21 protein-coding genes and 1 pseudogene are annotated in these 26,319 nt (G+C 72.7%); 13 read left to right on the forward strand and 9 right to left on the reverse strand.

Features of this window, described 5'->3' with window-relative positions; genetic code table 11:
* Nucleotides 1-5: 5 nt before the first annotated feature.
* The 3 genes from J2X64_RS13965 to J2X64_RS13975 form a co-directional block, all read right to left on the reverse strand.
* Nucleotides 6-881, reverse strand: coding sequence for an LLM class F420-dependent oxidoreductase (locus J2X64_RS13965; protein ID WP_310155589.1), 876 nt, complete (start codon nucleotides 879-881; stop codon nucleotides 6-8).
* Between the two features lie 100 nt (nucleotides 882-981).
* The gene (locus J2X64_RS13970) at nucleotides 982-1,932 is read right to left on the reverse strand and encodes an aminoglycoside phosphotransferase family protein (RefSeq protein WP_310155592.1); all 951 of its coding nucleotides are present in this window, start codon (nucleotides 1,930-1,932) and stop codon (nucleotides 982-984) included.
* A 73-nt stretch (nucleotides 1,933-2,005) separates the two neighbouring features.
* Nucleotides 2,006-3,010, reverse strand: coding sequence for a DUF4439 domain-containing protein (locus tag J2X64_RS13975; protein ID WP_310155595.1), 1,005 nt, complete (start codon nucleotides 3,008-3,010; stop codon nucleotides 2,006-2,008).
* Nucleotides 3,011-3,112: 102 nt separating this feature from the next.
* Here J2X64_RS13975 and rimP point away from each other — a divergent pair, with 102 nt between their 5' ends.
* From rimP to J2X64_RS14015, 8 genes are all read left to right on the forward strand, one after another.
* Nucleotides 3,113-3,667, forward strand: a complete 555-nt coding sequence (gene rimP / locus J2X64_RS13980) for a ribosome maturation factor RimP (RefSeq protein WP_310155599.1) — start codon at nucleotides 3,113-3,115, stop codon at nucleotides 3,665-3,667.
* Nucleotide 3,668: 1 nt separating this feature from the next.
* Entirely contained in the window at nucleotides 3,669-4,781 is a 1,113-nt protein-coding gene (nusA, locus tag J2X64_RS13985) for a transcription termination factor NusA (RefSeq protein ID WP_310155602.1), read from the forward strand.
* Between the two features lie 17 nt (nucleotides 4,782-4,798).
* Entirely contained in the window at nucleotides 4,799-5,149 is a 351-nt protein-coding gene (locus J2X64_RS13990; RefSeq protein ID WP_397444056.1) for a YlxR family protein, read from the forward strand.
* Between the two features lie 169 nt (nucleotides 5,150-5,318).
* On the forward strand, nucleotides 5,319-8,186 hold the full coding sequence (infB, locus tag J2X64_RS13995; protein WP_310155608.1) for a translation initiation factor IF-2: 2,868 nt from the start codon (nucleotides 5,319-5,321) through the stop codon (nucleotides 8,184-8,186).
* Nucleotides 8,187-8,272: 86 nt separating this feature from the next.
* Entirely contained in the window at nucleotides 8,273-8,800 is a 528-nt protein-coding gene (gene rbfA / locus J2X64_RS14000; protein WP_310155611.1) for a 30S ribosome-binding factor RbfA, read from the forward strand.
* Entirely contained in the window at nucleotides 8,739-9,713 is a 975-nt protein-coding gene (truB, locus tag J2X64_RS14005) for a tRNA pseudouridine(55) synthase TruB (RefSeq protein WP_397444057.1), read from the forward strand. Before rbfA ends, truB begins: the two co-directional genes overlap by 62 nt.
* A 10-nt stretch (nucleotides 9,714-9,723) precedes the next feature.
* Nucleotides 9,724-10,683, forward strand: coding sequence for a bifunctional riboflavin kinase/FAD synthetase (locus tag J2X64_RS14010; protein ID WP_310155614.1), 960 nt, complete (start codon nucleotides 9,724-9,726; stop codon nucleotides 10,681-10,683).
* Between the two features lie 167 nt (nucleotides 10,684-10,850).
* Nucleotides 10,851-12,707, forward strand: coding sequence for a long-chain fatty acid--CoA ligase (locus J2X64_RS14015; protein WP_310155617.1), 1,857 nt, complete (start codon nucleotides 10,851-10,853; stop codon nucleotides 12,705-12,707).
* Here the strand turns inward: J2X64_RS14015 and J2X64_RS14020 are convergent.
* Nucleotides 12,695-13,493: pseudogene (locus J2X64_RS14020) on the reverse strand (protein-L-isoaspartate O-methyltransferase). The gene J2X64_RS14015 and the pseudogene J2X64_RS14020 overlap by 13 nt on opposite strands.
* Between J2X64_RS14020 and J2X64_RS14025 the strand changes: the two are divergent.
* Nucleotides 13,435-14,580 carry an alpha/beta hydrolase-fold protein gene (locus J2X64_RS14025; protein ID WP_310155620.1) on the forward strand — a complete coding sequence of 382 codons (1,146 nt, stop codon included), beginning with the start codon at nucleotides 13,435-13,437 and terminating at the stop codon, nucleotides 14,578-14,580. The pseudogene J2X64_RS14020 and the gene J2X64_RS14025 sit on opposite strands and share 59 nt — an antisense overlap.
* A 42-nt stretch (nucleotides 14,581-14,622) precedes the next feature.
* Here J2X64_RS14025 and J2X64_RS14030 read toward each other — a convergent pair whose 3' ends face one another.
* Both J2X64_RS14030 and J2X64_RS14035 read right to left on the reverse strand, forming a co-directional pair.
* Nucleotides 14,623-15,498, reverse strand: coding sequence for an SGNH/GDSL hydrolase family protein (locus J2X64_RS14030; RefSeq protein WP_310155623.1), 876 nt, complete (start codon nucleotides 15,496-15,498; stop codon nucleotides 14,623-14,625).
* A gap of 2 nt (nucleotides 15,499-15,500) precedes the next feature.
* Nucleotides 15,501-15,641, reverse strand: a complete 141-nt coding sequence (locus J2X64_RS14035; RefSeq protein WP_310155626.1) for a hypothetical protein — start codon at nucleotides 15,639-15,641, stop codon at nucleotides 15,501-15,503.
* 155 nt (nucleotides 15,642-15,796) lie between these two features.
* Between J2X64_RS14035 and J2X64_RS14040 the strand changes: the two genes are divergently transcribed.
* Nucleotides 15,797-17,818, forward strand: a complete 2,022-nt coding sequence (locus J2X64_RS14040) for a TIGR03960 family B12-binding radical SAM protein (protein ID WP_310155628.1) — start codon at nucleotides 15,797-15,799, stop codon at nucleotides 17,816-17,818.
* Nucleotides 17,819-17,915: 97 nt separating this feature from the next.
* Here J2X64_RS14040 and J2X64_RS14045 read toward each other — a convergent pair whose 3' ends face one another.
* Complete coding sequence (locus J2X64_RS14045; protein WP_310155631.1) at nucleotides 17,916-19,844, reverse strand: hemagglutinin; 1,929 nt, start codon at nucleotides 19,842-19,844, stop codon at nucleotides 17,916-17,918.
* A 694-nt stretch (nucleotides 19,845-20,538) separates the two neighbouring features.
* Here J2X64_RS14045 and J2X64_RS14050 point away from each other — a divergent pair.
* Nucleotides 20,539-22,494: a S53 family peptidase gene (locus J2X64_RS14050; protein WP_310155632.1), complete on the forward strand. Its 1,956-nt coding sequence runs from the start codon at nucleotides 20,539-20,541 to the stop codon at nucleotides 22,492-22,494.
* Nucleotides 22,495-22,572: 78 nt separating this feature from the next.
* The gene (locus tag J2X64_RS14055) at nucleotides 22,573-23,064 is read left to right on the forward strand and encodes a GNAT family N-acetyltransferase (RefSeq protein ID WP_310155635.1); all 492 of its coding nucleotides are present in this window, start codon (nucleotides 22,573-22,575) and stop codon (nucleotides 23,062-23,064) included.
* A 105-nt stretch (nucleotides 23,065-23,169) separates the two neighbouring features.
* Here the strand turns inward: J2X64_RS14055 and J2X64_RS14060 are convergent, their stop codons facing one another.
* Nucleotides 23,170-23,799, reverse strand: a complete 630-nt coding sequence (locus J2X64_RS14060) for a hypothetical protein (protein WP_310155638.1) — start codon at nucleotides 23,797-23,799, stop codon at nucleotides 23,170-23,172.
* Between the two features lie 168 nt (nucleotides 23,800-23,967).
* Nucleotides 23,968-25,335 (reverse strand): transaminase, encoded by a 1,368-nt coding sequence (locus tag J2X64_RS14065; RefSeq protein ID WP_310155641.1) that lies wholly within the window; start codon nucleotides 25,333-25,335, stop codon nucleotides 23,968-23,970.
* Between the two features lie 178 nt (nucleotides 25,336-25,513).
* Here J2X64_RS14065 and J2X64_RS14070 point away from each other — a divergent pair, with 178 nt between their 5' ends.
* Nucleotides 25,514-26,266 (forward strand): TIGR03936 family radical SAM-associated protein, encoded by a 753-nt coding sequence (locus J2X64_RS14070; RefSeq protein WP_310155644.1) that lies wholly within the window; start codon nucleotides 25,514-25,516, stop codon nucleotides 26,264-26,266.
* Nucleotides 26,267-26,319 lie beyond the last annotated feature (53 nt).

Genomic DNA, 26,319 nt, shown 5'->3' on the forward strand with positions numbered 1-26,319 from the left:
TCCCGTCAGCCGATCTCGGCCAGCCGCGGGGCGACCTTCTCGCCGAAGGCCGTGATGTGCGCGGCGGGGTCGGGCGTGAGCGCACGCAGGTGGATGTGCTCGATGCCCATCCCGGCATACGTCTCGGCCAGCCGCAGGAACCCGTCGACGTCCTCGAGCGGGTTCGACGGCGGCCCCATGACCGTCTTCTCGATGCTGTCGTAGTCGCGGCCCAGGTCCTCGCAGTGGCGGCGCAGGACGTCCAGCTTGTGCGCGGCCTGGTCGGTGTCGGAGACGATGAGGTTGGTGGCGTCGGCGTACTGCGCCACGAGCCGCAGCGTCTTCTTCTCGCCGCTGCCGCCGATGACGATCGGCGGGTGGGGCCGGCTCAGGGTCGCGGGCACGTTGATGGTCTCGGCGAGCTGGTAGTGCTTGCCCTCGAAGGGGCCCTCGTCCTCGCTCCACATCTGGCGGATGATCTGCAGCGCCTCCTCGAGCCGCTCGAACCGCTCGGCGAGGGGCGGGTACGGCACCCCGAGCGCCTTGTGCTCGCGCTCGTACCAGGCGGCGCCGATGCCCATGAAGGCGCGGCCGCCGCTGAGCACGTCGAGCGTGGTGCCGATCTTGGCGAGCAGGCCGGGGTGCCGGTAGGTGACGCCCGTGACGACCGTGCCGAGCCTGACCCGCTCGGTGACCGCGGCCAGGAAGCCGAGGGTCGTGTACGCCTCGAGCATCGGGTCGTGGGCGGTGCGGAAGAACTCCATCTGGAAGTAGTGGTCCATCACCGTGAACCAGGAGGCGCCGGCCTCGTCCGCAGCAGCAGCGGCGGAGCGGAGGGCCGGGGCGTACGAGGCGGGCCCGTCGGGCAGGTTGAAGTCGAGGAAGTGGAATCCGAAGCGCATGGTTTCAGTCTGCAACTCCTCCCGGCGGACGGCTCGTCGGGGCGTCCCACCCGCAGCTCCGTCGGACCGTCGTCCCGCGGGCCCGCGGCTCGCAGCGGTCTCAGCCGTCGAGGGCCTTGAGGAGCGCCACGCAGAAGGAGACCCCGTCGCGGTCGTCGTCCTCGGCCGCCCAGCGGGCCTGCATGGCCGTCGCGACGTAGGACCAGGCGAGCGCCTCGTCCTCGTCGATGCCGGCGGCCTCGCAGACCACCTCGACGCGCCGCCGCACGAGCCAGCGGAAGGCGGACCCCGAGCCGAGCTCGTCCGCGCGGTTGCGCAGCAGCGGCTGCACCTCGAAGCCGGGGTGCCCGGCCATGGCGTGCGGGTCGATGGCCACCCACCGGTCGTCCGGCGGCCGCGGGCTCCCGGCCAGGGCGTGCAGGACGTTCTCGTAGTGCAGGTCGGTGTGGACGAGGGTGGCGTCGCACGCGGGGTCCGCGGTCAGGTCGCGGACACGGCCCTGGGCGCGCTCGACCATGCGCCGCGGCAGCACGCCCTCCGTGGCGGCCAGCTTCTCGACCTGGGCGCGCGCGAACTCCGACAGCGGGCGCAGCCCCGGGGGAGCGGGCCGGTGCAGGCGGGCGAGGACCTGCCCCGCCACCTCGCAGGCGCTGTCGACATCGAGGGTGCGCAGGTCCCGGGCGGGGTCGAGCGCCTCCAGCAGCATCGCCCAGCGGGACGGGTCGGCCTGCACGAGCCGGACTGCGCCGCGACCGTCCCAGTGCCGCAGCGCGAGGGCCTCGTCGCGGCCCTCGACGTGCGGCCACACCAGCTTGAGGGCCAGCCTGCTGCCCTCACGCGTGACCGGCACGACCAGCGACGTCCACCCCGTGCCCACCGGCGCGGACGGCTCGAGCGACCAGTCGTCGCACGTCGCGGCCAGCAGGCGGGGCAGCCCCGCCGCCCACTCGGCTCCCGACGGGCCGCCGACGGCGCCGGCCTGCGCGGTGTGCCGCCCCACGAACGCCGCGAAGTCCGGCGGGACGAGGGCGGCCGCGTCCTCGGTCCTCATCCGGTCGTCACCGCGGTCGTGGCGGGGTCGGTGGACGCAGCCACGGCGGCGGGCGCATGGGCGGGTGCGGGCGTCACGAGAGCCCGGGGAAGGGCGCGAGCGGCACTCCCCACCGGGAGGCCAGCACCTCGGTCTCGCCCAGCCAGCGCACCAGCAGGCCGAGGGCGGCCGTGTCCGTGCCGGCGGTGCCGAGGTCGCGGGCACCCGCCGCGCGCAGCCGGGTCAGCACGTCCACCGCGAGCCGGCGGGCCGCGGCCGGGGTGGTGACGGGGAAGGGCAGGGGGTGCGCGAGGTCCGGCGGGCCGGCGCTGGAGCCGGCCATGGCCTCCTGGGCTGCCGCCCGGGCCCGCAGGGCCGACAGGGTGGAGGTGGCGAGCGTGCGCTGCGCCCCCGACGGCGACTGCGCCGCCACGACCTCGAAGGCGTACACCGCCGCCCGGGTCGTGGTGAGGAACGTCGCCGCGAGCGACTGGCCCTTCCACGCCTCGTCCGGCCAGGTCGCCGGCCGGCCGAGGAGGGTGGCGGCCGCCGAGCGCTGGGCCAGCACGGAGCCCACGAGGGGCACGGACCCCGCCATCACCCGCGACAGGGAGGTGACGGCGGTCGGGCCCAGGTCGCCGGCCTCGGCCGCCGCGAGCTCGGCCGCGGTGGTGCGCCCGCCGGTCGTGGACGACGCGGTCGGGCTGGTGCCGGAGGCGCTTGCGGCCGCCGCCGTGGCCGTGCCGGTGCCTGTCGTCGCGCCGGAGCGGGTCAGCTCCGCGTCGGGGACGCCGAGCCGGAGCAGCTCGGCACGCAGCACGGTCGCCTGCTGCCGGTGCAGCGCGGCGAGCCTGGCCGGCAGGCCGGTTCCGCCGGCAGCGGCGGCGCGGGTCGCCAGGTCCTCGGTGTGCCTCCACAGCGCGACCATGAACGCCTCGCCGGGCACGGGCTTGCGGGCCGCCGGGCGCGCCCCGGGGCTGCCGTCCTCGAACCGGATGCCGCACGCGGACAGGGAGGTCGCCGCAGCGACGGCGAGGCCGAGGCCGAGGGCCTGGCGCCGGGTCGGGTGCACCGGGGCCCCGGCTCGGTCCATCGGCATGACGCGATTCTGGCACGGGCAGGAGGGCGCGCATGCGGCACCACGACGGCGTGGATAGAGTGGCGCTTTGCACCACCCCAGAACTTCAGAGAGGACGAGTCAGTGAGCGTCAAGGACCAGATTCGTCCCGTCGTCGAGGGCCCGCTCGGGGACCTCGGCCTCCTGGTGGAGGACGTCGCCGTCACGCCCACCGGCAAGCGCCGCCTCGTCCGGGTCTGGATCGACCGCGCCCTGTCCGCCGAGGGCGATGCCACCGACGTGGTGCCGCCGCTCAGCCTCGACGAGGTCTCGGACGCGACCCGCGCTGTGAGCGACGCGCTCGACGACAGCGACGTCATGGGTGAGCAGCCGTACACGCTCGAGGTGACGAGCCCGGGGGTCGACCGCCCCCTCACCCTTCCGCGGCACTTCCGCCGCAACGTCTCCCGCCTGGTCACCGTGACGCCCACCGAGGGCGAGCCCGTGACCGGTCGCATCGTCAGCGCCGGACCCGACGAGGTCACCCTCGAGGTCCCCGCGACGAAGAAGACACCTGCCCGGACCACCAGCGTCCGGTATGCCGAGGTGTCCAGGGCGGTGGTCCAGGTCGAGTTCTCGAGGCCTGCCGACCACGCCGGCGCCGACGGGGACGACGCCGACATCCACGAGGAGGACTGACATGGACATCGACCTCGCCGCACTGAGGGCGCTGGAACGCGAGCGCGACATCTCGCTCGACATCCTGATCCCGGCGATCGAGCAGGCACTGCTCGTCGCCTACCACCGCACCGACGGCGCGTACCGCAACGCCCGCGTCGAGCTCGACCGCAAGACGGGCCACGTCATCGTGTGGGCCCGCGAGGAGATCGAGCAGGAGCCGGTCGCCGAGGGCGAGGAGCGCCCGCCGCGCGAGTACGGTCCCGAGTTCGACGACACCCCGACCGGTTTCGGCCGGATCGCGGCGGCCACGGCCCGCCAGGTCATCGTCCAGCGGCTGCGCGACCTCGAGGACGAGGCGATCCTCGGCGACTTCAAGGGCCGCGAGGGCGACGTCGTCGCCGGCGTCATCCAGCAGAGCCCCGACCCGCGCCACGTCACGGTCGACTTCGGCACGGTCGAGGGCATCCTGCCGCTGGCCGAGCAGGTGCCGGGGGAGCGCTACGTCCACGGCGAGCGCATCCGCTGCTTCGTGGTCTCGGTCCGCCGCGGACCCAAGGGCCCGCAGATCGGGCTGTCCCGCACCCACCCGAACCTCGTGCGCAAGCTGTTCGCCCTCGAGGTGCCCGAGATCGCCGACGGCTCGGTGGAGATCGCAGCCCTGGCCCGCGAGGCCGGCCACCGCACGAAGATCGCCGTGCACTCCAAGGTGCCGGGGCTCAACGCCAAGGGCGCCTGCATCGGCCCCATGGGCGCCCGCGTGCGTGCGGTGATGACCGAGCTGCACGGGGAGAAGATCGACATCGTCGACTACTCGGACGACCCCAGGACGTTCGTGGCGGCTGCGCTGTCCCCGTCGCGCGTGGAGTCGGTCGAGATCGTCGACCCGCAGCTGCGCTCGGCCCGGGTCGTCGTTCCCGACTACCAGCTCTCGCTCGCCATCGGCAAGGAGGGGCAGAACGCCCGCCTCGCCGCCAAGCTGACCGGCTGGCGCATCGACATCCGTCCTGACACCGCCGCGGCTCCCGCCGCCGGTGGCGTCGGTCACACCTCCGGTGGTGCGGCCACCGGCCGCGCCGGAGGGGCCCGGAACCCGGCCTCCGGGGGCCCCCGGAGCACGGGTGACACAGCCTGAGGGCGATAGGGGATAGGATGGTGGGGACCGACCGGACTGGACCCCGGCCTTCGGCAGCAGGTTCGACTCCCCACGACACGCACGGGTCACCCACCCGCACGTGTGTGGGCTGCCGCAGGACGGATAGCTGGTCGGCACTCCTGCGAGTGGTCGCGGAGACGGACGAGGCCGGAGCGATCCGGCTGACCCCCGACCCGCGGCACTGCCTGCCGGGACGTGGCGCATGGCTGCACCCGACGGGCGACTGCCTCGAGCAGGCCCTCCGCCGGCGGGCGTTCGGGCGTGCGCTGCGTACCAGCGCCGCTCCCGACCCGGCAGCGGTCCGGGGCCACGTCGAGGCGGTGGCCACCGGCCACGCGCAGCAGTAGCAGCATCCGCAGTACGAGAACCGTCCGTAGGGAACCGACCAGAACTCTGAACCAGAGAGTGGGTTAGACCGCTGATGAGCACCCGATGAGTACTCAGCAATGAGCTCCCCCCAGCAGTAACGACGGTCCGCGCCTGTCACCTGACACACGGACCAGGAACAGGAGAAACGTGGCAAAGGTCCGTGTAAGTGCGCTCGCCAAGGAGCTGGGCACCGACAGCAAGACGCTGATCGCCCACCTCAACAGCATCGGCGAGTACGTCAAGACCGCCAGCTCGACGATCGAGGCGCCCGTCGTCCGCAAGGCGACGGAGACGTTCCCCGACGAGCTGAGGAAGTCCCCGGCCAAGAAGGCTGCCGCAGGCAAGCCGGCCCCGGCCAGGCCCGCGCAGCCGGCCCCGGCCGCCCCGCAGGCCCCCGCCGAGGCCGCTCCGTCGGCCCCCGCGGCGCAGTCTGCCCCGGCCGCACCCGCCGCCCCGGCCCCCGCTCCGGCGGCTCCCGCCCCCCGGCCCGAGCCCGCGTCGCCCGCCGCCAAGGCAGCACCGGCCGCTCCGGCGGCCCCTGCCGCCCCCGCGGCCCGGTCCGAGGTGTCGCCGGCGCGCGACGGCGGCAAGCCGGGTCCCGGTGTGCCCCCGTCCGCCCGTCCCGGCAGCGCCGGCCCCCGTCCGGGTGCGGCCCCCTCGGCGCCGCGTCCCGGTGGCGCCCCGCGTCCCGGCGCCCCGCGCCCGGGCAACAACCCGTTCGCACCGTCGCAGGGCATGGGCACCCAGCGCCCGGCCGCCCGAGAGGGTTCCCCGCGTCCGGGCAACAACCCCTTCGCGCCCTCCCAGGGCATGCCCCGGCCGCAGTCGCGGCCCGGTGGCCCGCGCCCCGGTGGTGCGTCCGGCCCCGGTGGGCCGCGTCCCGGTGGGCCGCGGCCGAGCCCGGGCATGATGCCCGACCGCTCGGCGGTCGGCCGTCCCGGTGAGCGCCCGGCCCGTCCGGGCGGGCGTGGTCCCGGTGGTCCCGGCGGCGGCGCCGGCCGTGGCCCCGGTGGTCCCGGTGCCGGTGGTGGCGGCTTCGCCGGCCGCGGTGGCTTCCGTGGCGGTGCGGGCCGCGGCTCGACCGCCGGTGCCTTCGGCCGCGGTGGCGGCCGTCCGGTCCGTGGTCGCAAGTCCAAGCGTGCGAAGCGCCAGGAGTTCGAGCAGATGCAGGCGCCGTCGCTCGGCGGCGTCACCGTGCCCCGTGGCAACGGCGACACCCTCATCCGGGTGCGTCGCGGCTCGTCGCTGAGCGACTTCGCGGACAAGATCAACGCCAACCCCGGCGCCCTCGTCACGGTGCTCTTCCACCTCGGCGAGATGGCCACGGCCACCCAGTCGCTGGACGAGGACACGTTCAAGCTGCTCGGTGCCGAGCTCGGCTACAACATCGAGGTCGTCTCCCCCGAGGAGGAGGAGAAGGAGCTCTTCGACTCCTTCAACATCGACCTGGAGACGGGTATCGAGGGCGAGGACGACGAGGACCTGTTCCCGCGTCCGCCGGTCGTCACCGTCGTCGGCCACGTCGACCACGGAAAGACCCGCCTGCTCGACGCGATCCGCAACGAGGACGTCGTGGCCGGCGAGGCTGGTGGCATCACCCAGCACATCGGTGCCTACCAGGTCCACCGTGAGCACGAGGGCCAGGACCGCGCCATCACCTTCATCGACACCCCGGGTCACGAGGCGTTCACCGCCATGCGTGCCCGCGGTGCCAAGGTCACCGACATCGCGATCCTCGTCGTCGCCGCCGACGACGGCGTGATGCCGCAGACCATCGAGGCGCTCAACCACATGCAGGCGGCCGACGTGCCGATCGTGGTGGCCGTCAACAAGATCGACGTCGAGGGTGCGAACCCGTCGAAGGTCCGCCAGCAGCTGACCGAGTACAACCTCGTCGCCGAGGAGTACGGCGGCGACACGATGTTCGTCGACGTCTCGGCCAAGGCCGGGCAGAACATCGACGCCCTCCTCGAGGCCGTCCTGCTGACCGCCGACGCGGCCCTGGACCTGCGGGCCAACCCCGACAAGGACGCCCGCGGTGTCGCGATCGAGGCCAACCTCGACCGTGGCCGCGGTGCCACCGCGACGGTCCTGGTCCAGTCCGGCACGCTGCACGTCGGTGACGCGATCGTCACCGGCTCGGCATACGGCCGCGTGCGCGCCATGCTCGACGAGCACGGCGACAACGTGCAGGAGGCGACCCCGTCGCGTCCGGTGCAGGTGCTCGGCCTCTCCTCGGTGCCCCGCGCCGGTGACACCTTCGTGGTGGCCCCGGACGACCGCACCGCGCGCCAGATCGCCGAGAAGCGCGAGGCTGCCGACCGCCAGGCGTCCCTGGCCAAGGCGCGCAAGCGCATCTCGCTCGAGGACCTCAACGAGGCCCTGGCCGCGGGCAAGGTCGAGACCCTCAACCTCATCCTCAAGGGTGACGTGTCGGGTTCGGTCGAGGCGCTCGAGGACGCGCTGCTGCAGATCGACGTGGGCGACGAGGTCGACCTGCGGATCATCGACCGCGGCGTCGGTGCGATCACGATGAACAACATCAACCTCGCGATGGCGTCCGACGCGATCATCATCGGCTACAACGTGCGGGCCGAGGGCCAGAACGCCGACTACGCCGAGCGTGAGGGCGTGGAGATCCGCTACTACTCGGTGATCTACAACGCCATCGAGGAGATCGAGCAGGCGCTCAAGGGCATGCTCAAGCCGGAGTTCGAGGAGGTGGAGCTCGGCACCGCCGAGATCCGCGAGATCTTCCGGTCGAGCAAGTTCGGCAACATCGCCGGCTCCATCGTCCGCAGCGGCGAGATCAAGCGCGGCACCCGCGCCCGGATCACCCGCAACGGTGTCGTGATCGCGGAGAACGTCGAGATCGCCGGCCTGCGGCGGTTCAAGGACGACGTCACCGAGGTCCGCGAGGGCTTCGAGTGCGGTATCAACCTCGGGTCGTTCAACGACCTCCAGCTCGGCGACCTCATCGCCACGTACGAGATGCGGGAGAAGCCGCGCGCCTGAGCGCGGTCCCGCACCAGGTGACGGTATGCCGCCGGCTCGCGCCGGCGGCATACCGTCACCCACGACCCCACTGACCAGGAGGAGCCATGGCCGACGCCGGGCGTGCCCGCAGGATCGCCGACCGGATCAAGACGCTGGTCGCGGCGAACGTCGAGTCCATCGTCAAGGACCCCGACCTCGGCTTCGTCACCATCACCGACGTGCGGGTCACGGGCGACCTCCAGCACGCGTCGGTCTTCTACACCGTCTTCGGTGACGAGGCGCAGCGCACGCGCACCGCGGAGCTGCTGGAGAAGAACAAGGGCCGCCTGCGCTCGTTCGTCGGCAAGCAGATCCAGATCCGGCTCACGCCGACGCTGGAGTTCATCGCCGACGCGATCCCGGAGACCGCGGCCCACCTCGAGGACCTGCTGCGCGAGGCCAGGGAGCGCGACGCCGCCGTGGCGGCCGCTGCTGCCGGCGCGACGTACGCCGGGGAGGCCGACCCCTACAAGCACGACGAGGACGACGTCATGGGCGAGGTCGGCGACGAGGCGGACGACCTCGACGACGATGACGACGGTGACGACGAGCCCGTCGGCGATCGGGGCGACGGCGCGGATGCCCGCGCCTGACGGCCTGCTGGTCGTCGACAAGCCGCAGGGCTGGACGAGCCACGACGTCGTCGGGCGGGCCCGGCGCATCTGCGGCACCCGCAAGGTCGGCCACGCGGGCACCCTGGACCCGATGGCCACGGGTGTGCTCGTGCTGGGCATCGGCCGGGCCACCCGCCTGCTGACCTTCCTCGTCGGGTGCGACAAGGACTACGCCGCGACGATCCGCCTGGGGCAGTCGACGCTCACCGACGACGCCGAGGGGGAGGTCACCGCCTCGACGCCGGTGGACGCCGCGTCGGCGCTCGACGAGGCCGCGGTGGACGCCGCGGTCGCGCGGCTCACCGGTGACATCGAGCAGGTCCCGAGCGCCGTCTCGGCCATCAAGGTCAAGGGCGAGCGCGCGTACCACCGCGTCCGCGCGGGGGAGGACGTCGAGCTGGCGGCGCGTCCCGTCACCGTCTCCCGGTTCGAGGTCCTGGCGCGGCGTGCTGCGGTCGCCGAGGACGGGACGCCGGTGCTCGACCTCGACGTCGAGGTGACCGTCAGCTCGGGCACCTACGTGCGCGCCCTGGCCCGCGACCTCGGCTCCGCGCTCGGCGTGGGTGGGCACCTCACCGCGCTGCGCCGCACGCGGGTCGGGGCGTTCGAGCTCGGCCAGGCGCACGACCTCGAGTCGCTCACCGCGCTCGGGGACCCCGAGCGGGTGCCGGTGCTGCCGCTGGGCGAGGCCGCCCGCGCGCAGTTCGCGGTGCACGAGCTCACCGAGGCCGAGGCCCGCGCGCTGGGCTACGGCCAGCGGGTCGACTCGGAGACACCGCTGCGCTCGGAGCCGGTCGCGGCGTTCGGACCCGACGGCCGACTGGTGGCCATGCTCGATGAGTCGGGTCACAAAGCACGCCCACACGTCGTGTTCGCACCGGCCGGTTCGTAGAGTGTCCCCCGTGCACCGCTGGACCGACCCCGCCCAGACCCCCGCGCACCTGCGGCCCTCCGTCGCCACGTTCGGCAACTTCGACGGGGTCCACCTCGGGCACCGCGCCGTGCTCGGCCGGCTCGTCGAGGAGGGTGCCGCCCGGGGCGTGCCCAGCGTCGTGGTGACCTTCGACCCGCACCCGGCGACGATCTTCCACCCCGACTCGGTCGAGCTGATCGCACCGGGCCGGGTGCGCGACGAGCTGCTCGCGACCACCGGGATCGACGGGCTGCTCGTCCTCGACTTCACGCGCGAGTTCGCCGACCAGACGGCCGAGGAGTTCATCGTCTCGACCTTCGTGCAGACGCTGGGCGTCAAGGCCCTCGTCGTCGGTGCGGACGCGCGCGGCTTCGGCAAGGGCTACACCGGCGACGTCGACCTGCTGGCCGAGCTCGGCCGCCAGCACGGGTTCGACGTCGTCGTCCTGGAGGACCTGGGCGAGGGGGAGCGCTGGTCCTCCAGCGCCGTGCGCCGCCACCTCGACGCCGGTGAGGTCGCGCAGGCCGCGTCGGTCCTCGGGCGGCCGCACCGCATGACCGGGACCGTCGTCCACGGCGCGCACCGCGGCCGCGAGCTGGGCTACCCGACCGCCAACCTCTCGGACGACTCGCTGGGCCTCGTGCCCGCCGACGGCGTGTATGCCGGGTGGCTCACCCGGGTGGGCCGGTCGCCCGAGGACCCGGAGCGCACCCTGCCGGCGGCGATCTCGGTCGGCACCAACCCCACGTTCGACGGGGTCGTCCGGACCGTGGAGGCGTACGTCCTCGACCGCACCGACCTCGACCTCTACGGCGAGGTGGTCACCCTCGAGTTCGTCGAGCGGATCCGCCCGACCCTGCGGTTCGACTCGGTCGAGGCGCTGCTCGAGGCGATGGCCGGCGACGTCGAGACGTGCCGCCGGGTGCTGGGCACGATCGTCCCCTCCTGACCTGCTGCACCCCGTCCCGGCCCGGGGAATGCCTTCGGGCAGCGCGGAATGGCCGTTCGGTCACATTCACCCGTGATTTCGCACTCGGGGTGCGCGACCATGGCACTATCCGTCGGACGCTGCCTCCCCCGCAGCGACGAGCCGCAGTTCCCGAGCCGAGGACGGTCATGTCGACTCCCACCCTGCACCACACCCCGTCCGCCTCCACGGAGACGATCGACGCACGCCCGATCGAGAACCGTGCGCGGTCGGTCGGCCACCTCTTCCGCGACCGCGTGGCCGCGACGCCGGACGCGGAGGCGTTCCGGTTCGCCGTCGGCGAGACCTGGGAGGGCGTCACCTGGGCCGAGGTGCAGCAGACGGCCTACCGGCTGGCCGCGGGCCTCATCGCCCTCGGCGTCGGCCCGGAGGACCGCGTCGCGATCGCCTCCTCCACCCGCTACGAGTGGGCGCTGGCCGACCTGGCGGTGATGTGCTCCGGTGGCGCGACCACGACGATCTACCCGACGACGATCGCCCCCGACGTGGCGTACATCCTCGCCAACTCCGGCAGCGTCGTCGTCTTCGCCGAGGACGACGAGCAGGTCACCAAGCTGTGGGAGCGCCGCGTCGACCTCCCGGGCATCAGCCGCGTCATCACCTTCGACGGCGCCTCCGACGGCGAGTGGGTCCTCAGCCTGCGCCAGCTCGAGCAGATGGGGGCCGAGCTCCTCGCGACGAACCCCGGCGCGGTCGACGACCGGATCGACGCCCTCACTCCCGACCAGCTCGCCACCATCATCTACACCTCCGGCACCACCGGCCGGCCCAAGGGCGTGCGGCTGGACCACAACGCGTGGACCTACCAGGCGGCCGCCACCGACGCGATCGGCATCCTCAGCCCGTCCGACCTGCAGTACCTCTGGCTGCCGCTGGCCCACGTCTTCGGCAAGTTCCTGCTGACGCTGCCGCTGCAGTGCGGCTTCCCGACCGCGATCGACGGCCGGATCGACAAGATCGTCGACAACCTGGCCGTGGTTCAGCCCACCTTCATGGGTGCGGCCCCCCGGATCTTCGAGAAGGCGTACGCCCGCATCACGATGATGATGAAGGCCGAGGGCGGCCTGAAGGAGAAGCTGTTCCAGTGGTCGGTCAGCGTCGGCCGCGACGTCGCCGCCATGCGGGCCCGTGGCGAGGAGCCGACCGGCATGCTCGCCACGAAGATCGGCTTGGCCGACAAGCTGGTCCTGCACAAGGTGCGCGAGCGCTTCGGCGGACGCATCCGCTTCTTCATCTCGGGGTCCGCCGCGCTCAACACCGACGTCGCCCACTGGTTCGACTCGATCGGCCTGACGATCCTCGAGGGCTACGGCCTCACCGAGACCAGCGCCGCCTCCTTCGTGAACCGCCCCGGCAGCAACCGGATCGGCACGGTCGGCTGGGCGCTCCCCGGCACCGAGGCGCGGATCGCCGAGGACGGCGAGGTGCTGCTGCGCGGCCCCGGCGTCATGGAGGGCTACCACAACAAGCCCGAGGACACGGCCGAGGCCAAGGACGCCGATGGCTGGCTGCACACCGGCGACATCGGCGAGCTCGACGCCAACGGGTACCTGAAGATCACCGACCGCAAGAAGGACTTCTTCAAGACCTCGGGCGGCAAGTACGTCGCGCCCTCGCTCATCGAGTCGACCTTCAAGGGCCTGTGCCCGTACGTCAGCCAGTTCGTCGTCTACGGCGCCGAGCACAACTTCGTGACGGCCCTGGTCACCCTGGACGCCGACGCGATCGCCGACTGGGCGGACGGGCACGGCATCTCCGGCGACTACCGGACGATCGTCACGTCGCAGCAGGCCCGCGACATGGTGCAGATGTACGTGGACACCCTCAACGTGAACCTCAACCGGTGGGAGCAGATCAAGAAGTTCGTCGTCCTCGACCACGACCTCACCGTCGAGGCCGGCGAGCTCACCCCGAGCCTGAAGGTGCGGCGCAAGGTCGTCAACGAGAAGTACGGCGACGTCCTCGACGCGCTCTACACCGGCTGACCCCACCTGCCGTCGGCCGACGGGCCGGTGACCAGGGGCACGAAGCGGTACCACCCGTGCTCCTCGACCACCGGCCCGTCGTCGTCCGCCCGCACGCGCAGCATCCGACCCGCGACCGGGACGACCATGACGGCGCCGGGTGCGAGCTGGGCGAGGAGGTCGCGCGGCAGCTCGACCGCCTGCGCCGACACGAGAACCCGGTCGTAGGGCGCCCCCTCGGGCCAGCCCAGCCGGTCCCGGTGGGCCTGGTGGACGCGTGCGGTGCCGACGCCCGCCCGCTGCAGCGCCGAAGTCGACGAGCTGCGGCACGAGCTCGACCCCGTCCACCGAGCCGGACGGCCCGGCAAGGTGCGCCAGCAGCGCCGTCGTCCACCCCGACCCGCAGCCCACGTCGAGCACCCGGTCACCGGGCTGCACGTCGAGCAGCTCGAGCATCTGTCGGACCGTGGTCGGCTGGCTGTTGGTCTGCCCGTGGCCGATCGGGAGCGGCTCGTCCCGGTCCGCGTGGGGCACCTGGTCCCGGGGCAGGAACAGCCGGCGGGGCGCCGGCTCGAGCGCCGCCGCGACGCGCGTGCGCGCACCGGACACACGGTCAGTATGCCGCCGGGCGCCCCTGCGCCACGTCCTCAACGAACTCCCAGCGTCGGTGCAGCAGGCCTGCAGGCTGGCGCGCGATCCTCGCAGTGGACAGGGCTGCCGCCACGGTGGTCCTGGGAGGAGGAACGTCGTGCCGCTTCTCGGCTGGCCGCTGCTGGTGACCCTGACCGTCGTGGTGGGGGTGGCCATGGCGCTCGCGGTCCTGCTGTGGTCGCGCGTCCACGGTCCGCGGCCGGTCCGCCTGGCCCAGCGGGTGGGCCTGCTCGGCCTGACCCAGGTCACCACGGTGCTCCTCGTGGCGGCGGCCCTCAACAACTACGGCTACTTCTACGGGTCGTGGTCCGACCTGTTCGGCACCTCGTCGGCGGGGGCCCCGAGCTCGACGACGATCTCCCGGGCGCTCGCTGCCCACGGTCGTACCGGTGCGCCGTTGGCGGTCACCAGGGACGCGGCCGTCGCGGGGGAGTCGACGTGGTCGGCACCGGCCCAGTGGCGGACGAAGGGGCGGATCGAGTCCCTGACCATCTACGGCGCCCACAGCCGGCTCAGCGAGCAGGCCCTCGTCTACCTCCCGCCGCAGTACTTCCAGGCGGCCTTCGCGCGCAGCCGGTTCCCCGCGGTGGAGGTGTTCACGGGGTACCCCGGCACGACGAGCAACCTCGTCCGGCGCATGCACTACCCCGACGTCCTGCTCAAGGAGATCTCGGCGGGGCGGTCCCGGCCGATGGTGCTCGTCATGCTGCGGCCCACCGTCGTGCCCCCGCGCGACACCGAGTGCACGGACGTGCCGGCCGGACCGCAGACGCTCACCTACTTCGCCGAGGACGTCCCGCGGGCGATCTCGTCCTCGCTGCGCGTCGACCCGACCGGCTGGGGCGCGATGGGTGACTCGACCGGCGGGTACTGCGCGACCAAGCTCGCGATGACCCACTCGAGCGTCTTCCCCGCGGCCGCCTCGCTGTCCGGGTACTACCACACGCTGCGGGACGGGACGACGGGCGACCTCTGGGGCGGCTCGGCCCAGGTGCGCGAGCTCAACGACCTGGAGTGGCTGCTGCGCCACCAGCCCGCGCCGCCGGTGTCGGTCTACGCCACGATCGGGGCCGACGAGCACACCCACACCGGGCTCGGCGACACGAAGACCTTCGCCTCGCTGGTCCGGGCGCCGATGTCGATGACCACGGTCGTGCTCGCCGGAGGTGGTCACAACTTCAAGTCGTGGGCACAGGTCATGCCCGCCGCCCTCGACTTCCTCTCCCACCACCTCATCCCCTGAGCCCGCGTCCCGGGCCCCGCACGAGGGACACGGAACGGGCGGTCAGGTGGCGGGGGAGGGCGTCTCGGAGAGCAGGGCCTTGGCGATGAGGGTGTGCCCGGCGGCGTCGGGGTGGTCGCCGTCCTCGGCCAGCAGCGGCGTGGGGTTCTTCGTGCCGTCGGCGCCGAGGAACGGGTGGTAGGTGTCCACGCACGCGTCACCCGCCGCCTGGGCCTCGGAGCAGATCGCGGCGTTGGCCGCCACCGTCACGCGGTCGCTCCAGTCGGCGAAGCCGGGACCCTCCTTGGAGTCGGCGACGTCCCCGTCCTCGAAGACGTTCCAGTAGTTGGTGACCAGGACCTGCGTGCCGTCGGGCACGAGCGAGTTGATCCGGGAGAGCACCAGCGCGACCGACCTGCGCATGGCTGCGACCGCCGGCTCGAAGCACGAGGACCCGCACGGCCCGTTCTCCCAGGTCGACACGAGCGGCACGAGGTCGTTGGCGCCGATGGTGACCACGACGGTCCCGGCGCTCGCGACCTCGGCGGCCGTCCCGGGGTCGGTGAGCTGGTCGGCGAGCTGGGCCGCAGTGAGGCCGCCGGACCCGAGGTTCGCCGGCGAGACGACCCGATGGTCGCGGGACGCCAGCATGGTGGCGTACTGCGCGAGGAACGGCTGGCACCCGCAGGCCGCCCCGGACATGACCGAGTCGCCGAGGCCGACCAGTCGCAGGGTCGGAAGCGGGGTCGCCGTGCTCGTCGTGGGGGACGGCGCGGCGCTCTGGCTGGGGGCAGCCGAGGTGGTGCCCGTGCTCGCCGTGCTGGGCGGGGGTGGCGCCGCCGCACCGACCGCATCGCTGCTGCAGCCCGCCAGGACGACGGCGAGCAGGACACCGAGGAGCGCGTACAGGGCGCCGGGGCGGCGGGTCCGCAGGCCCACGCTCAGGTGCCTGCCGGGGTGGTGGACCGGGCGTGGTGGGTCATCGGCGTGGGGTCGGGACCGGGCCCCACCGCGTGGGTGGCGACCGCGAGCGCGAGCAGCAGGCCCAGGGCGACGACGAGGCGGACGGTTGACTGGCGCACGGGCGTCGAGGGTAGTGCCGCTTGCTGAGGCTTCTCTGTGAGGTCGATCAGGGCGCGGTGGGCCCGGGCGTGCGCTCCTGCGTGCGACGGCACGCCCTCGGGTCCGGATGCGGCGTTTCGGGGGAGGCGCCGCCCCCGGTTACCCTTGTCGGACCATGACTTCGACCCCCGGTGCCTCCGTCTTCCCCCAGCTCGAGCCGCTGCTCGAGCAGGTCAGCAAGCCCATCCAGTACGTCGGCGGGGAGCTCAACTCCACGGTCAAGGACTGGAACGTCGGCGGTCACGGCCCCGGCGGCGAGGAGCTCACCACGCGCTGGGCGCTGATGTACCCCGACGCGTACGAGGTCGGCGTCCCCAACCAGGGCGTCATGATCCTCTACGAAGTGCTCAACGAGCGCGAGGACGCCCTCGCCGAGCGCACGTATGCCGTGTGGCCCGACCTCGAGCGCCTCATGCGCGAGCACGACGTCCCGCAGTTCACCGTCGACGGCCACCGCTCGGTGCGCGACTTCGACGTGCTCGGCCTCTCGTTCTCCACCGAGCTCGGCTACACCAACATGCTCACCGCGCTCGACCTGGCCGGCATCCCGCTGCACGCCCAGGACCGCACGGACGAGGACCCCCTCGTCGTCGCCGGCGGGCACGCGGCATTCAACCCCGAGCCCATCGCCGACTTCCTCGACGCCGCCATCGTCGGTGACGGGGAGGAGGCCGTCCTGGCCGTCACCGACATCATCGGCGACTGGAAGGCCGAGGGTATGCCGGGCGGCCGGCACGAGCTGCTCCTGCGCCTGGCCCGTACCGGCGGCGTCTACGTGCCCTCGCTCTACGACGTGTCCTACCTGCCGGACGGGCGGATCCAGCGGGTCGCGCCGCGCGCGGACGTCACCGGCGTGCCGTGGCGCGTCTCGAAGCACACCGTCATGGACCTCGACGCGTGGCCGTACCCCAAGCAGCCGCTGGTGCCGCTGGCCGAGTCGGTGCACGAGCGGATGTCGGTCGAGATCTTCCGCGGCTGCACCCGCGGCTGCCGCTTCTGCCAGGCAGGCATGATCACGCGCCCGGTGCGCGAGCGGTCGATCACCGGCATCGGCGAGATGGTCGAGCGCGGGCTGGCCGCGACCGGGTTCGAGGAGGTCGGGCTGCTGTCCCTGAGCTCGGCGGACCACTCCGAGATCGCCGACATCACCAAGGGCCTCGCCGACCGGTACGACGGCACGCAGACCGGGCTGTCGCTGCCCTCGACCCGGGTCGACGCGTTCAACATCGACCTCGCCAACGAGCTGACCCGCAACGGCCGGCGATCGGGCCTGACCTTCGCGCCGGAGGGCGGCAGCGAGCGGATCCGCAAGGTCATCAACAAGATGGTGACCGAGGACGACCTCATCAACACGGTCGCCGCGGCCTATGGCGCCGGCTGGCGTCAGGTGAAGCTGTACTTCATGTGCGGCCTGCCGACCGAGACCGACGAGGACGTGCTCCAGATCGCCGAGCTCGCCAAGCGGGTCATCGAGACCGGCCGGCGGGTCAGCGGACGACGCGACATCCGCTGCACCGTCTCCATCGGCGGCTTCGTGCCCAAGCCGCACACCCCGTTCCAGTGGTGCGGCCAGCTCGGTGCCGAGGAGACCGACGCCCGGCTCGAGAAGCTGCGCGACGCCATCCGGTCCGACAAGCGCTACGGCAGCTCGATCGGCTTCCGGTACCACGACGGCAAGCCCGGCATCGTCGAGGGACTGCTGTCCCGCGGCGACCGCCGCGTCGGCCGGGTCATCGAGCAGGTCTGGCGCGACGGCGGCCGGTTCGACGGCTGGAGCGAGCACTTCTCCTACGAGCGCTGGATGACGGCGGCGCAGACCGCCTTCGCGGACCTGCCGTGGGACCTCGACGTCGCCTGGTACACCACGCGGGAGCGCGGCGAGACCGAGGTCCTGCCCTGGGACCACATCGACTCGGGCCTGGACAAGGAGTGGCTCTGGGCCGACTGGCAGGACGCCCTCGACGAGACCGAGGTCGACGACTGCCGCTGGACCCCGTGCTTCGACTGCGGCGTCTGCCCCCAGATGGGCACCGAGATCGAGGTCGGCCCCACCGGAAAGACGCTGCTGCCCCTCACCGTGCTGGGGTCGGGCCGCGAGGCGATGCTCGCGAGCAGCCAGCCGTCACACACCCACTGAGGGCGCGCTCGGGCATCCCGGGCTCCACGTGGCGGTGCCGCCGGGAAGGTCCCCGGCGGCACCGCGTCAGCCGTTCAACGCGGCTGGGTCATGCGGTTCACGGGCTCTGGACGGTGCCTCCGTTCGTGACGGTCAGGGCCGACGTCTCCTGGCAGCTCCCCGGGATGTCCCGCTGGGCGGGGTTGGTGCTGTCGTAGCTGACGCGCCACGAGAACGAGCCGGACACGGTCTGTGCCGGGGCGTTGCCGGACAGGACCGTCTGTGGCGACGCTCCGGAGACCGACTTGGCTGCCGGCGCGTAGACGCTGGTGCCCGAGCAGGTGGCATTGGTGAAGAACTCGAACGTCACGGTGCCGGCCAGGTTGCCGCCACCGGTCGCCGAGATCGTCACCGAGTCACTCGGCACCCACGTCTGGGCGCTGACCAGTGACGACGGCAGGGTCGTCACGGCGACGTCCTCGGCGGTGTCGTCACAGGCGGTGTTGTGCGACGTCGCGTTGTTGTTCGTGCTCCCGCTGTAGGAGGCGACCCAGTGGTAGTTCCCGGCAGCGGTGGGCGTGAAGGACACGGGGCCATAGGTGCCGTTGCCGCTCACGGGCACGTTCTGCGACGGACTCGTGGCCGAGCTGTCGTAGACGAGCGTGCCACAGCCGGAGCTGCTGGGTCCGTACAGCTTGAACGTCAGTGAACCGCCGGCTGCCGGGCCCGAGGTACCGGTCAGGTTGATGACCGGTGTGGCCGGGTCGGTCGCCAGCTTGGACAGCGTCGCAGTGTCGGTGACGGCCTGCCCCAGCAGGACGCTGGGTCCGGCACTCGTGCTCAGGTCGGGCGTCGCTGGGACGACGGTGAAGCACTCGCCGTCACTGGAGTCACTCGATCCCGGGATGCCGTTGGCGCTGTCCCCACTGAAGACCGCCCTCCAGCAGTAACGCCCGACTGATGTGACGTACGCCAGCGGGGAGACGACGGTGGCTGGGTAAGCCGTGCCCGTCAGGTTGGTCGTGCCGACGGTGGTCCCTCCGGTGTCACACAGCGCGGGGGAGTCGACCTTGCACAGCGAGAAGGCGACGGAGCCGGCCGGGGTTGCGGTGCCACCCTGGATGCTGACGACGGCGGAGTCCTTGACCGACACGACACCTGTCCCGATCGACAGCCCGGTGGCCGAGATGCTCCCGCCGTCTCCGGCCTGCGGCGTGGTGACCGTGGTCGACTTGCAGTTGCTGATCGGCGGCGTGGTCTTGAGGATCGTGTCCTTGTAGTCGGCGGTGTCGGAGTTGCCGGTCACCGTGCTCGGGATCGTGTTGGCGAAGGACAGGCACGCCGTGCTGCCCTTGAAGATCGTGTCCGTGAGGTCGACCGCTGCCTCACCGCGGAACCCGTCGGAGCTGTAGGCAGCCTGCGAGACGGTCGAGTCGAGCAGCTGGGGTGCACCGAGCGTGAGGTTGGGGGCTGTGCCCGACCACGTCCGCAGGTAGAGGTCCTTGCTGCCGCCCTGCTGGTCCCAGAGGATCATGAAGTCGCCCGAGGTGCGGTTCGCCCACGGGTTGCAGCTGGCGATGAGCTGGCTGTCGGTCGCCGTGTCGTACGCGCAGGCGGCCGGCGCCTTGTTCTTCATGAACTCGTAGGCGATGAAGCCGCTCCCGCTGTTGGAGTCGCGCTCCCAGGCGAAGTAGAGCCAGTCGTGCGTGGTGCTGGTGTCCTTCGCCGTGCCCAGCCACGCCTGGCGCAGGTCCACCTGAGCGTTGGGGTTGGTCAGGCCGAGCATGGGGAGCGGAGCTGTGTTGATGACACCGATCTTGGTGGTGTTGGAGTTGATCGGCCCGAGCTCCTTGACGTTGCCGAACTGGTCGGGGATGTTCGTGACGCCGGCGTCGGGGACGGTGCCGTCGATGGTGTACGGGCCGTCGGCGGCGTAGGCCACCAGCGGGGCGACGACCGCGCCGCCGACGACCAGACCGGTGATCGCCAGCGCTGCCTTCAGGCGTCCACGACGGGTGCCCGGGGCACTGGTCAGGCGTGATGCCATGACTCCTCCTCTGAACGTGGCTCCCGACCCGGAGCGGGCCGGGAGGGGCAGCGCGTCGGCGGTGCTCGGCACCGGTCGCCGGGCGCCCGGAGGCGGGACGAGGGGGAGGCGGTTGCAGGGTCGGCGTGTGCCGTGGTCCCACGGTAGGGGGACGGGCTCGTCCGGGCGTGACCGCCGAAACGCGCAGGATCTTTGGGGCGAATGCGAACGGACCGAAGCAACTGGCGCGGCGGAGCCGTTCCCCCGCACGATCAGTGGCGGCCCTGACTCGGGCGGCGGCACCGTCTTGAGAGCGGGCTGAGACGACTCTCAGGGAACTCACATGGTGGGGATGACACATGTCATGGGGGTGAGGTGGCCCGGCAGTGTCCAATTGACGAAGGCGGTCGTCTCCTCCTGACCGCTCCGGTGCGGACCCCTTCACCTCACCGGAACCCCCGGACGCTCGTGCGGAGAGCCTTCGGGAAACGTGCCGCCCGCGCCTCGGTCCAGCCGAGGGCGCGGGCGGCACATTCATGTCGCGCCCCGGGTGCAGCCCGGTGCGGGCGTCGCGTGCCGGGCCGTGACCTGCGCACCCCCGTGCAACCGGTGACATCCGTCATGGTTGTGGGGGGCAACTGTCATGTCGGATGAGGGGGCACTGCCCCCGAGCGGTCACCTCCGCGTCGCGGGGCCCACTTCTCCCGGAGGTCTCATGTCACGACTGTCGAGAACCGCCTGCGCCGCGGTGGGGGCTGCCGCCCTGGTCACCGTCGCCGCAGCCGGAACCGCGCTCGCCGCACCCGGCGGGCGCCATGCCCTGGACGGCAGCGTCCCGTCCTGGGCGGCGCCGAGGAACAAGGTGGGCGCCGCAGCGCCCTCCCAGCAGGTCACCTTCCGCGTGTACCTGTCCTACCGCGGAGGGGACGCGGCCGCGGCATACGCGCGGGCCGTCTCCACGCCGGGCAACGCCGACTTCGGCCACTTCCTCACCCCGGCCCAGTTCCGGGCCCGCTTCGCACCGGCGACCTCCGACGTCGCAGCCGTGTCCTCGTGGCTCAAGGGCCAGGGCCTCACGCTCGGCACCACGCCGGCGAACCGCAAGTACGTCGAGGCCACCGGCACCCTCGCCGAGGCGGCAGCGGCGTTCGGCACCTCCTTCGCCGAGTACCGCACCGAGGGCAGGCAGGTCCGCTCCAACACCACGCCGCTGCAGGTCCCGGACTCGCTCTCCGCCGTGGAGGGCGTCGTCGGGCTCGACGAGTCGCAGACCCTGGTGCGCGCGGACAAGGCAGCCCCGGCGCCGGGGCTGTTCCGCAACGCCCAGCCGTGCTCGGCCTACTGGGGACAGAAGACGGTGCAGAACACGCCCACCCCGGACGGCACGCCGCTCCCGGCCTCGCCGAGCGCGTACGCACCGTGCGGCTACAGCGGCGCCCAGCTCCAGGGCCTCTACGGCATGAGCGGCGCGATCGCCTCCGGCAACGACGGCAGGGGAGTCACCGTCGGGATCATCGACGCGTTCGCCTCCAACACCATCGAGAAGGACGCCAACACCTACTTCGCGCGGCACGGCCTGCCGACCTTCACGCCCGGGCAGTTCTCCCAGGTGGTCGCCCCCGGCACCTACAACCAGCCGGGCAACCGCAAGCAGGACCCGGCCGGGTGGGCGGGCGAGGAGACCCTCGACGTCGAGGCGGTCCACACCATGGCCCCCGGCGCCCACATCACCTACATCGGGTCGCCCAACAACGGCCGCGACATGGACGCGATCATGAACCGCGTCGTCGACGAGCACCTGGCCGACATCGTCAGCAACTCCTACGGGTACGGCGGCGAGGCCCTCCCGGCCGGCACGATCAAGCCGTCGCTGGACACGCAGGTGCAGGCCGCGGCCGAGGGCATCTCGCTGTTCTACTCCTCGGGCGACAACGCCGACGAGACCGACGCCGTCGCGGGCGCCACGCCCACGCCGGACTGGCCCGCCTCGAGCCCGTACGTGACCGCCGTCGGCGGCACCAGCGCCGGTGTCAGCCAGTCGGACGGCCGGGTCTTCGAGCTCGGCTGGGAGACCCGTCGCAGCTCGCTGGACAAGACGACCACGACGTGGAAGCCGTCCACCTGGCTCTACGGCTCCGGCGGCGGCACCTCCCGCCTCTTCGCCCAGCCGTCGTACCAGACCGGCGTGGTGCCGGGCTCGATCTCGCAGACGTACGGTGGCGCGGCGATGCGCGCGGTCCCGGACGTGTCGGCGCTCGGTGACCCCAACACCGGCATGCTCGTGGGCGAGACGCAGAGCGCGCCGGACGGCTCGCAGGTCTACGACGAGTACCGCATCGGCGGCACCTCGCTCGCCTCGCCGCTCTACGCGGGCATGTTCGCCCTCGCCGAGCAGAAGGCCGGCCACGAGTACGGCCTGGCCAACCCGGTGCTCTACGGCACCCGGGCCGCCAGCATCGACATCACCAAGGACGACCGCGCCGCCTACCCCGGTGACGTCCGGTCCGACTACGTCAACGGTGTCGACGCCAGCAACGGCTACTCCTACACGGCCCGGTACTTCGACGCGGACGAGCAGCTGACGATCCACGTCCGCCCCGGCTACGACGACGTCACCGGCGTCGGTGTGCCGAACGGGCAGTCCTGGCTGGACGCGGTCGCCGCGCAGTAGTCGCCGCGCAGTAGTCGCCGCGCAGCAACCGCACCAGCGGACGCAGGTGTGCCGTCCGCTCGCCTAGGCTCCCGGGCCATGGGCGAGCGGGCGGCATACGCATGTGTGGAGGTGGGGGAGGCGCGCCTGGCCGACGTCGCGAGGATGCGCTCCGACTGGACCGTCGCCCAGGGCGGGTCGCCCGACCCGGGGTTCGAGGAGGAGCTGCGCGACTGGTGGGCCCGTGAGTCGGCGCACCGCCGGGCGTGGGTCGCCCTCGCGGCCGGCGACGGCGAGCCGGCACCGACCGGGCCGCACCGTGATGCGGTCGGCATGGCCAACCTCATGCTGTTCGAGCGGATGCCGCGGCCGGGCCGTGACGCCGGGCGCTGGGCGTACGTCGCCAACGTGTGGGTCGACCCCGGCCACCGCAGCCGCGGCGTGGGTCGGCTGCTCGTGACCACCGCGCTGGACTGGTGCCGCGCCCAGGGCCTCGTGCGGGTGGTGCTGAACCCCAGCGAGATGTCCGTCCCGCTCTACACCTCGCTCGGCTTCCGCCCGGCCGACGACCTCATGCGCGTCGACCTCTGACGTCCGCCCCGGCCGGGCGGTCGTCGGAGGTCGCGCCGGAAGTCGCGCCGGAAGTCGCGCCGGAAGTCGCGCCGGAGGTCGCGCCCCGGCGACTGGTGGGCGCGACTACCGGCCGCTGGACGGCATACGCACCGGCGCGCTGGCGAACCACGGGTGGTGCAGGTCGAGGTAGCTGACGTCCCTCATCGCGGCCATCTGCTCGGCCCACTGGCCCCGCATCGGCTCGGGCATCTCCCGGGCCTCGCCCGTGCGCGCCTCGTCCTCGCTGCGGAACGACACGGTCTCGGTGAACCAGCCGTCCGGCTCGATCGCGATCGTGCCGCCGATGATCTCCGGCCGCTGCTCGTGCAGCATGTCCATCGGCTCGCCCATGAAGTGGCGGAAGCGCTCCGGGTCGCCCACCCTGCCCTGGACGACCTGGACGAAGCCGGCCTCGTCGGAGCCGCCGTCGAGGAACACCATGGCGTCGTCGCAGTCGTGGAAGGTGACGTCGCCGTCGAAGCACTGCTCCATCCGGCTCCACCACTCACCCTGCTCGGGGCGGGCGGAGTTCCGGGCCGCGGCCTCGCGGCTCTCGAACCTCACGACGCCCACGAACTGCCCGTCGTCGGTGATGCCGTAGGTCCCGCCGAGCCAGCCGGGCGCGGTACCTCCCATGGTGTCGCGCCACTCGTCGAGCAGCCGGTGCACGCCGTCGGTGTCCCGGCACCTTCCCTGGATGATCTGGATGAACACCTCAACCCTCCGATCTCGCTGGGGGCCGCTCCACCGTGAAGTGGTCCAGCTCTCGACCGTACGCCGGAGCTCCCGCGGGGTCACCGGACAATCCGGGCGGTGCGCCGAGCGGTATGCCGGGGTGCTCGGCGGGCAGGCTGCCGCCGTGCTGCGCGCGCGGGGCCCGCCTCAGCCGAAGAGCGCGCCCACGACCTCGCGGAACGCCTCGGTGTGCCGGTCGACGTCCTCGCGGCTCGTGTCCGGGCACATGAGCGCCATGTTGTGGAACGGCGTCATGAGGATCCCGCGGTTGCACATCGCCAGGTGCAGGTACGCGTCGAGACCGTCGTCCGCGGCGGCCGCCGACTCCTCGCCGGTGCGCGGGGCGGGGCGGGCGAAGCGGTACTCCGCGCGGGCGCCGAGCTGGCTGATGCTCCAGGGCACGTCGAGCTCGTCGAGGGTCTGCTGCACCCCGGCCGTGAACGCCGTCGCGAGCTCGGTCATGTGGGCGAACGCGTCCTCGGTGAGCACCTCGCCGAGGGTGGCCCGCATCGCGGCGACCGACAGGGCGTTGCCGGCGAGGGTCCCGCCGACGCCGCCGACGTCGACGATGTCGGCGTCCCCGGCCTCGGTGTGGCGGGTCACCGCGGCGGCGACCTCGGCGCTGATGCCGTACGCGCCGCACGGGATGCCGCCGCCGATGGACTTGCCGATCACGAAGATGTCGGGCTGCAGCCCCCACGCCCGGGTCGCGCCGCCCCAGCCCGTCGAGAAGGTGTGGGTCTCGTCGATCATGAGCAGCGACCCGTACCTGGTGGCGAGCTCGCGCAGGCCCTCCATGAAACCCGGCTCGGGCAGCACGATGCCGATGTTGGTCAGGGCGGGCTCGGTGAGGATCGCGGCGACGTCGCCGTGGGCGAGCTCGCGCTCGACCGACTCCAGGTCGTTCCACGTCGCGGCCCGGGTGGTCAGGTCGAGCGGGACGGGCGGGGCGACGTTGCCGGGCCGGCTCTGGGCCTTGCCCTCGGGGCCGGGCAGCGCGAACGCCTCGTCCACCGAGCCGTGGTAGCAGTACGCGAAGACGAGCACCTTCGGCCGGCCCGTGGCCAGCCGGGCCAGGCGGATGGCCCAGCGGTTGGCGTCGGTCGCCGAGAGCGTGAAGCTCCACGACGGCATACCGAACCGGCGGCTGAGCTCCGCTCCCACGTCCTGGGCCTCCGCGGTCGGCAGCATCGTCGTCACACCGCCCAGCTCGCCCATCCGGCGCTGCACGGCGGCGACCGTGGGGGCGGGGGAGTGCCCGGCCATCGCGCCGGTGTCCCCGAGCGCGAAGTCGACGTAGGTGTGCCCGTCGACGTCGGTCACCCGGTTGCCGGCGGCGCGGTCGAGGTAGAGGGGGAACCCACCGGACCACATGTTCATCCACGTCATCGGCACGCGGCCGAAGAGGTTGTCCGCCTGTGCGAAGAGCGCGCGGCTGCGCGGGTGGGAGTCGGTGTATGCCGCCTGCTCGGCCTCGAGCAGCGCGGTCAGTCGGGTGCGGTCCAGGGTCGCCATGGCGGCAGGCTAGTGTGACGATGTCGGCGGCGAAAGGGCCGTCTCGCCACCGATCTCGCCGTTCTCGGCCGCGAATCGCCACGAAATTCGCAGCCCGGCAACCGTGAGGCGCCCTGCGCCGGGGTCGCCGGCCGCCCCGGGCGCCGGGCCGGGCGGGCACCTCCTAGGCTTGACCGCCATGGCACGGCAGCGCGTCCCCGAGGGACCACCCCCCGTCCCGGCGGTCCAGAAGCTGCGGGTGCGGTACGCCAAGCGAGGGCGGCTGCGCTTCTCCTCGACCCGGGACTTCCAGCGTGCGCTCGAGCGGGCGCTGCGGCGTGCGGGCGTGCCCATGGCGTTCTCGGCCGGGTTCCACCCGCACCCGAAGATCAGCTACGCCAACGCGGCCCCCACCGGGACGGCCAGCGAGGCGGAGTACTTCGAGATCTCGGTGACCGAGCGGGTCGACCCCGAGTCGCTGCGGGCCGCGCTCGACGAGGCGCTGCCCGAGGGGCTCGACGTGCTCGAGGTGGTCGAGGCCACGCCGGGGGCGCTCGCGGACCGGCTGCAGGCGAGCGACTGGGTGCTGGAGTTCCGCGACGTGCCGGTGGAGGAGCTCCAGCGGGCGGCCGACACCTTCCTGGCGCACGAGCGGGTCGAGGTCACCCGCATGTTCAAGACCGGTCCGAGGACCTTCGACGTGCGCTCCGCCGTCGTGTCGCTGGGCGCCACCGCGGCGGAGCGCCCCGACTGTGCGATACTGCGAGTGGTCGTACGGCACACCACACCGGCCGTACGCCCCGACGACGTCCTGACCGCGCTGCGCGCAGTGACAGAGCTTTCGCCACCGGCACCACCCCTGGTGACCCGGCTGGCGCAGGGCCCGCTGCGCACCGCAACCGCGAGGGTGGCTGATCCCTTGGCTGCCGACCTGGACGGCGACGGCGCCTGACCCGGTGCCGCGCGGCCTGCGCGAGCTGGAGACGGCGTAGCCAAACCGACTTC

Origin of the sequence: Phycicoccus sp. 3266, from assembly GCF_031456495.1 — a bacterium.
Lineage (GTDB): Bacteria > Actinomycetota > Actinomycetes > Actinomycetales > Dermatophilaceae > Pedococcus.

Bases quoted from the DNA above. Each gene is read 5' to 3' on its own strand.
- J2X64_RS14050 (WP_310155632.1), top strand. From the start codon at position 20,539: ATGTCACGACTGTCGAGAACCGCCTGCGCCGCGGTGGGGGCTGCCGCC.
- J2X64_RS14015 (WP_310155617.1), top strand. From the start codon at position 10,851: ATGTCGACTCCCACCCTGCACCACACCCCGTCCGCCTCCACGGAGACG.
- J2X64_RS13965 (WP_310155589.1), bottom strand. From the start codon at position 881: ATGCGCTTCGGATTCCACTTCCTCGACTTCAACCTGCCCGACGGGCCC.
- J2X64_RS13975 (WP_310155595.1), bottom strand. From the start codon at position 3,010: ATGCCGATGGACCGAGCCGGGGCCCCGGTGCACCCGACCCGGCGCCAG.
- J2X64_RS14070 (WP_310155644.1), top strand. From the start codon at position 25,514: ATGGCACGGCAGCGCGTCCCCGAGGGACCACCCCCCGTCCCGGCGGTC.
- J2X64_RS14065 (WP_310155641.1), bottom strand. From the start codon at position 25,335: ATGGCGACCCTGGACCGCACCCGACTGACCGCGCTGCTCGAGGCCGAG.
- truB (WP_397444057.1), top strand. From the start codon at position 8,739: ATGACGACGGTGACGACGAGCCCGTCGGCGATCGGGGCGACGGCGCGG.
- J2X64_RS13990 (WP_397444056.1), top strand. From the start codon at position 4,799: ATGGTGGGGACCGACCGGACTGGACCCCGGCCTTCGGCAGCAGGTTCG.
- J2X64_RS14055 (WP_310155635.1), top strand. From the start codon at position 22,573: ATGGGCGAGCGGGCGGCATACGCATGTGTGGAGGTGGGGGAGGCGCGC.
- J2X64_RS13970 (WP_310155592.1), bottom strand. From the start codon at position 1,932: ATGAGGACCGAGGACGCGGCCGCCCTCGTCCCGCCGGACTTCGCGGCG.
- J2X64_RS14040 (WP_310155628.1), top strand. From the start codon at position 15,797: ATGACTTCGACCCCCGGTGCCTCCGTCTTCCCCCAGCTCGAGCCGCTG.
- J2X64_RS14045 (WP_310155631.1), bottom strand. From the start codon at position 19,844: ATGGCATCACGCCTGACCAGTGCCCCGGGCACCCGTCGTGGACGCCTG.
- nusA (WP_310155602.1), top strand. From the start codon at position 3,669: ATGGACATCGACCTCGCCGCACTGAGGGCGCTGGAACGCGAGCGCGAC.
- rbfA (WP_310155611.1), top strand. From the start codon at position 8,273: ATGGCCGACGCCGGGCGTGCCCGCAGGATCGCCGACCGGATCAAGACG.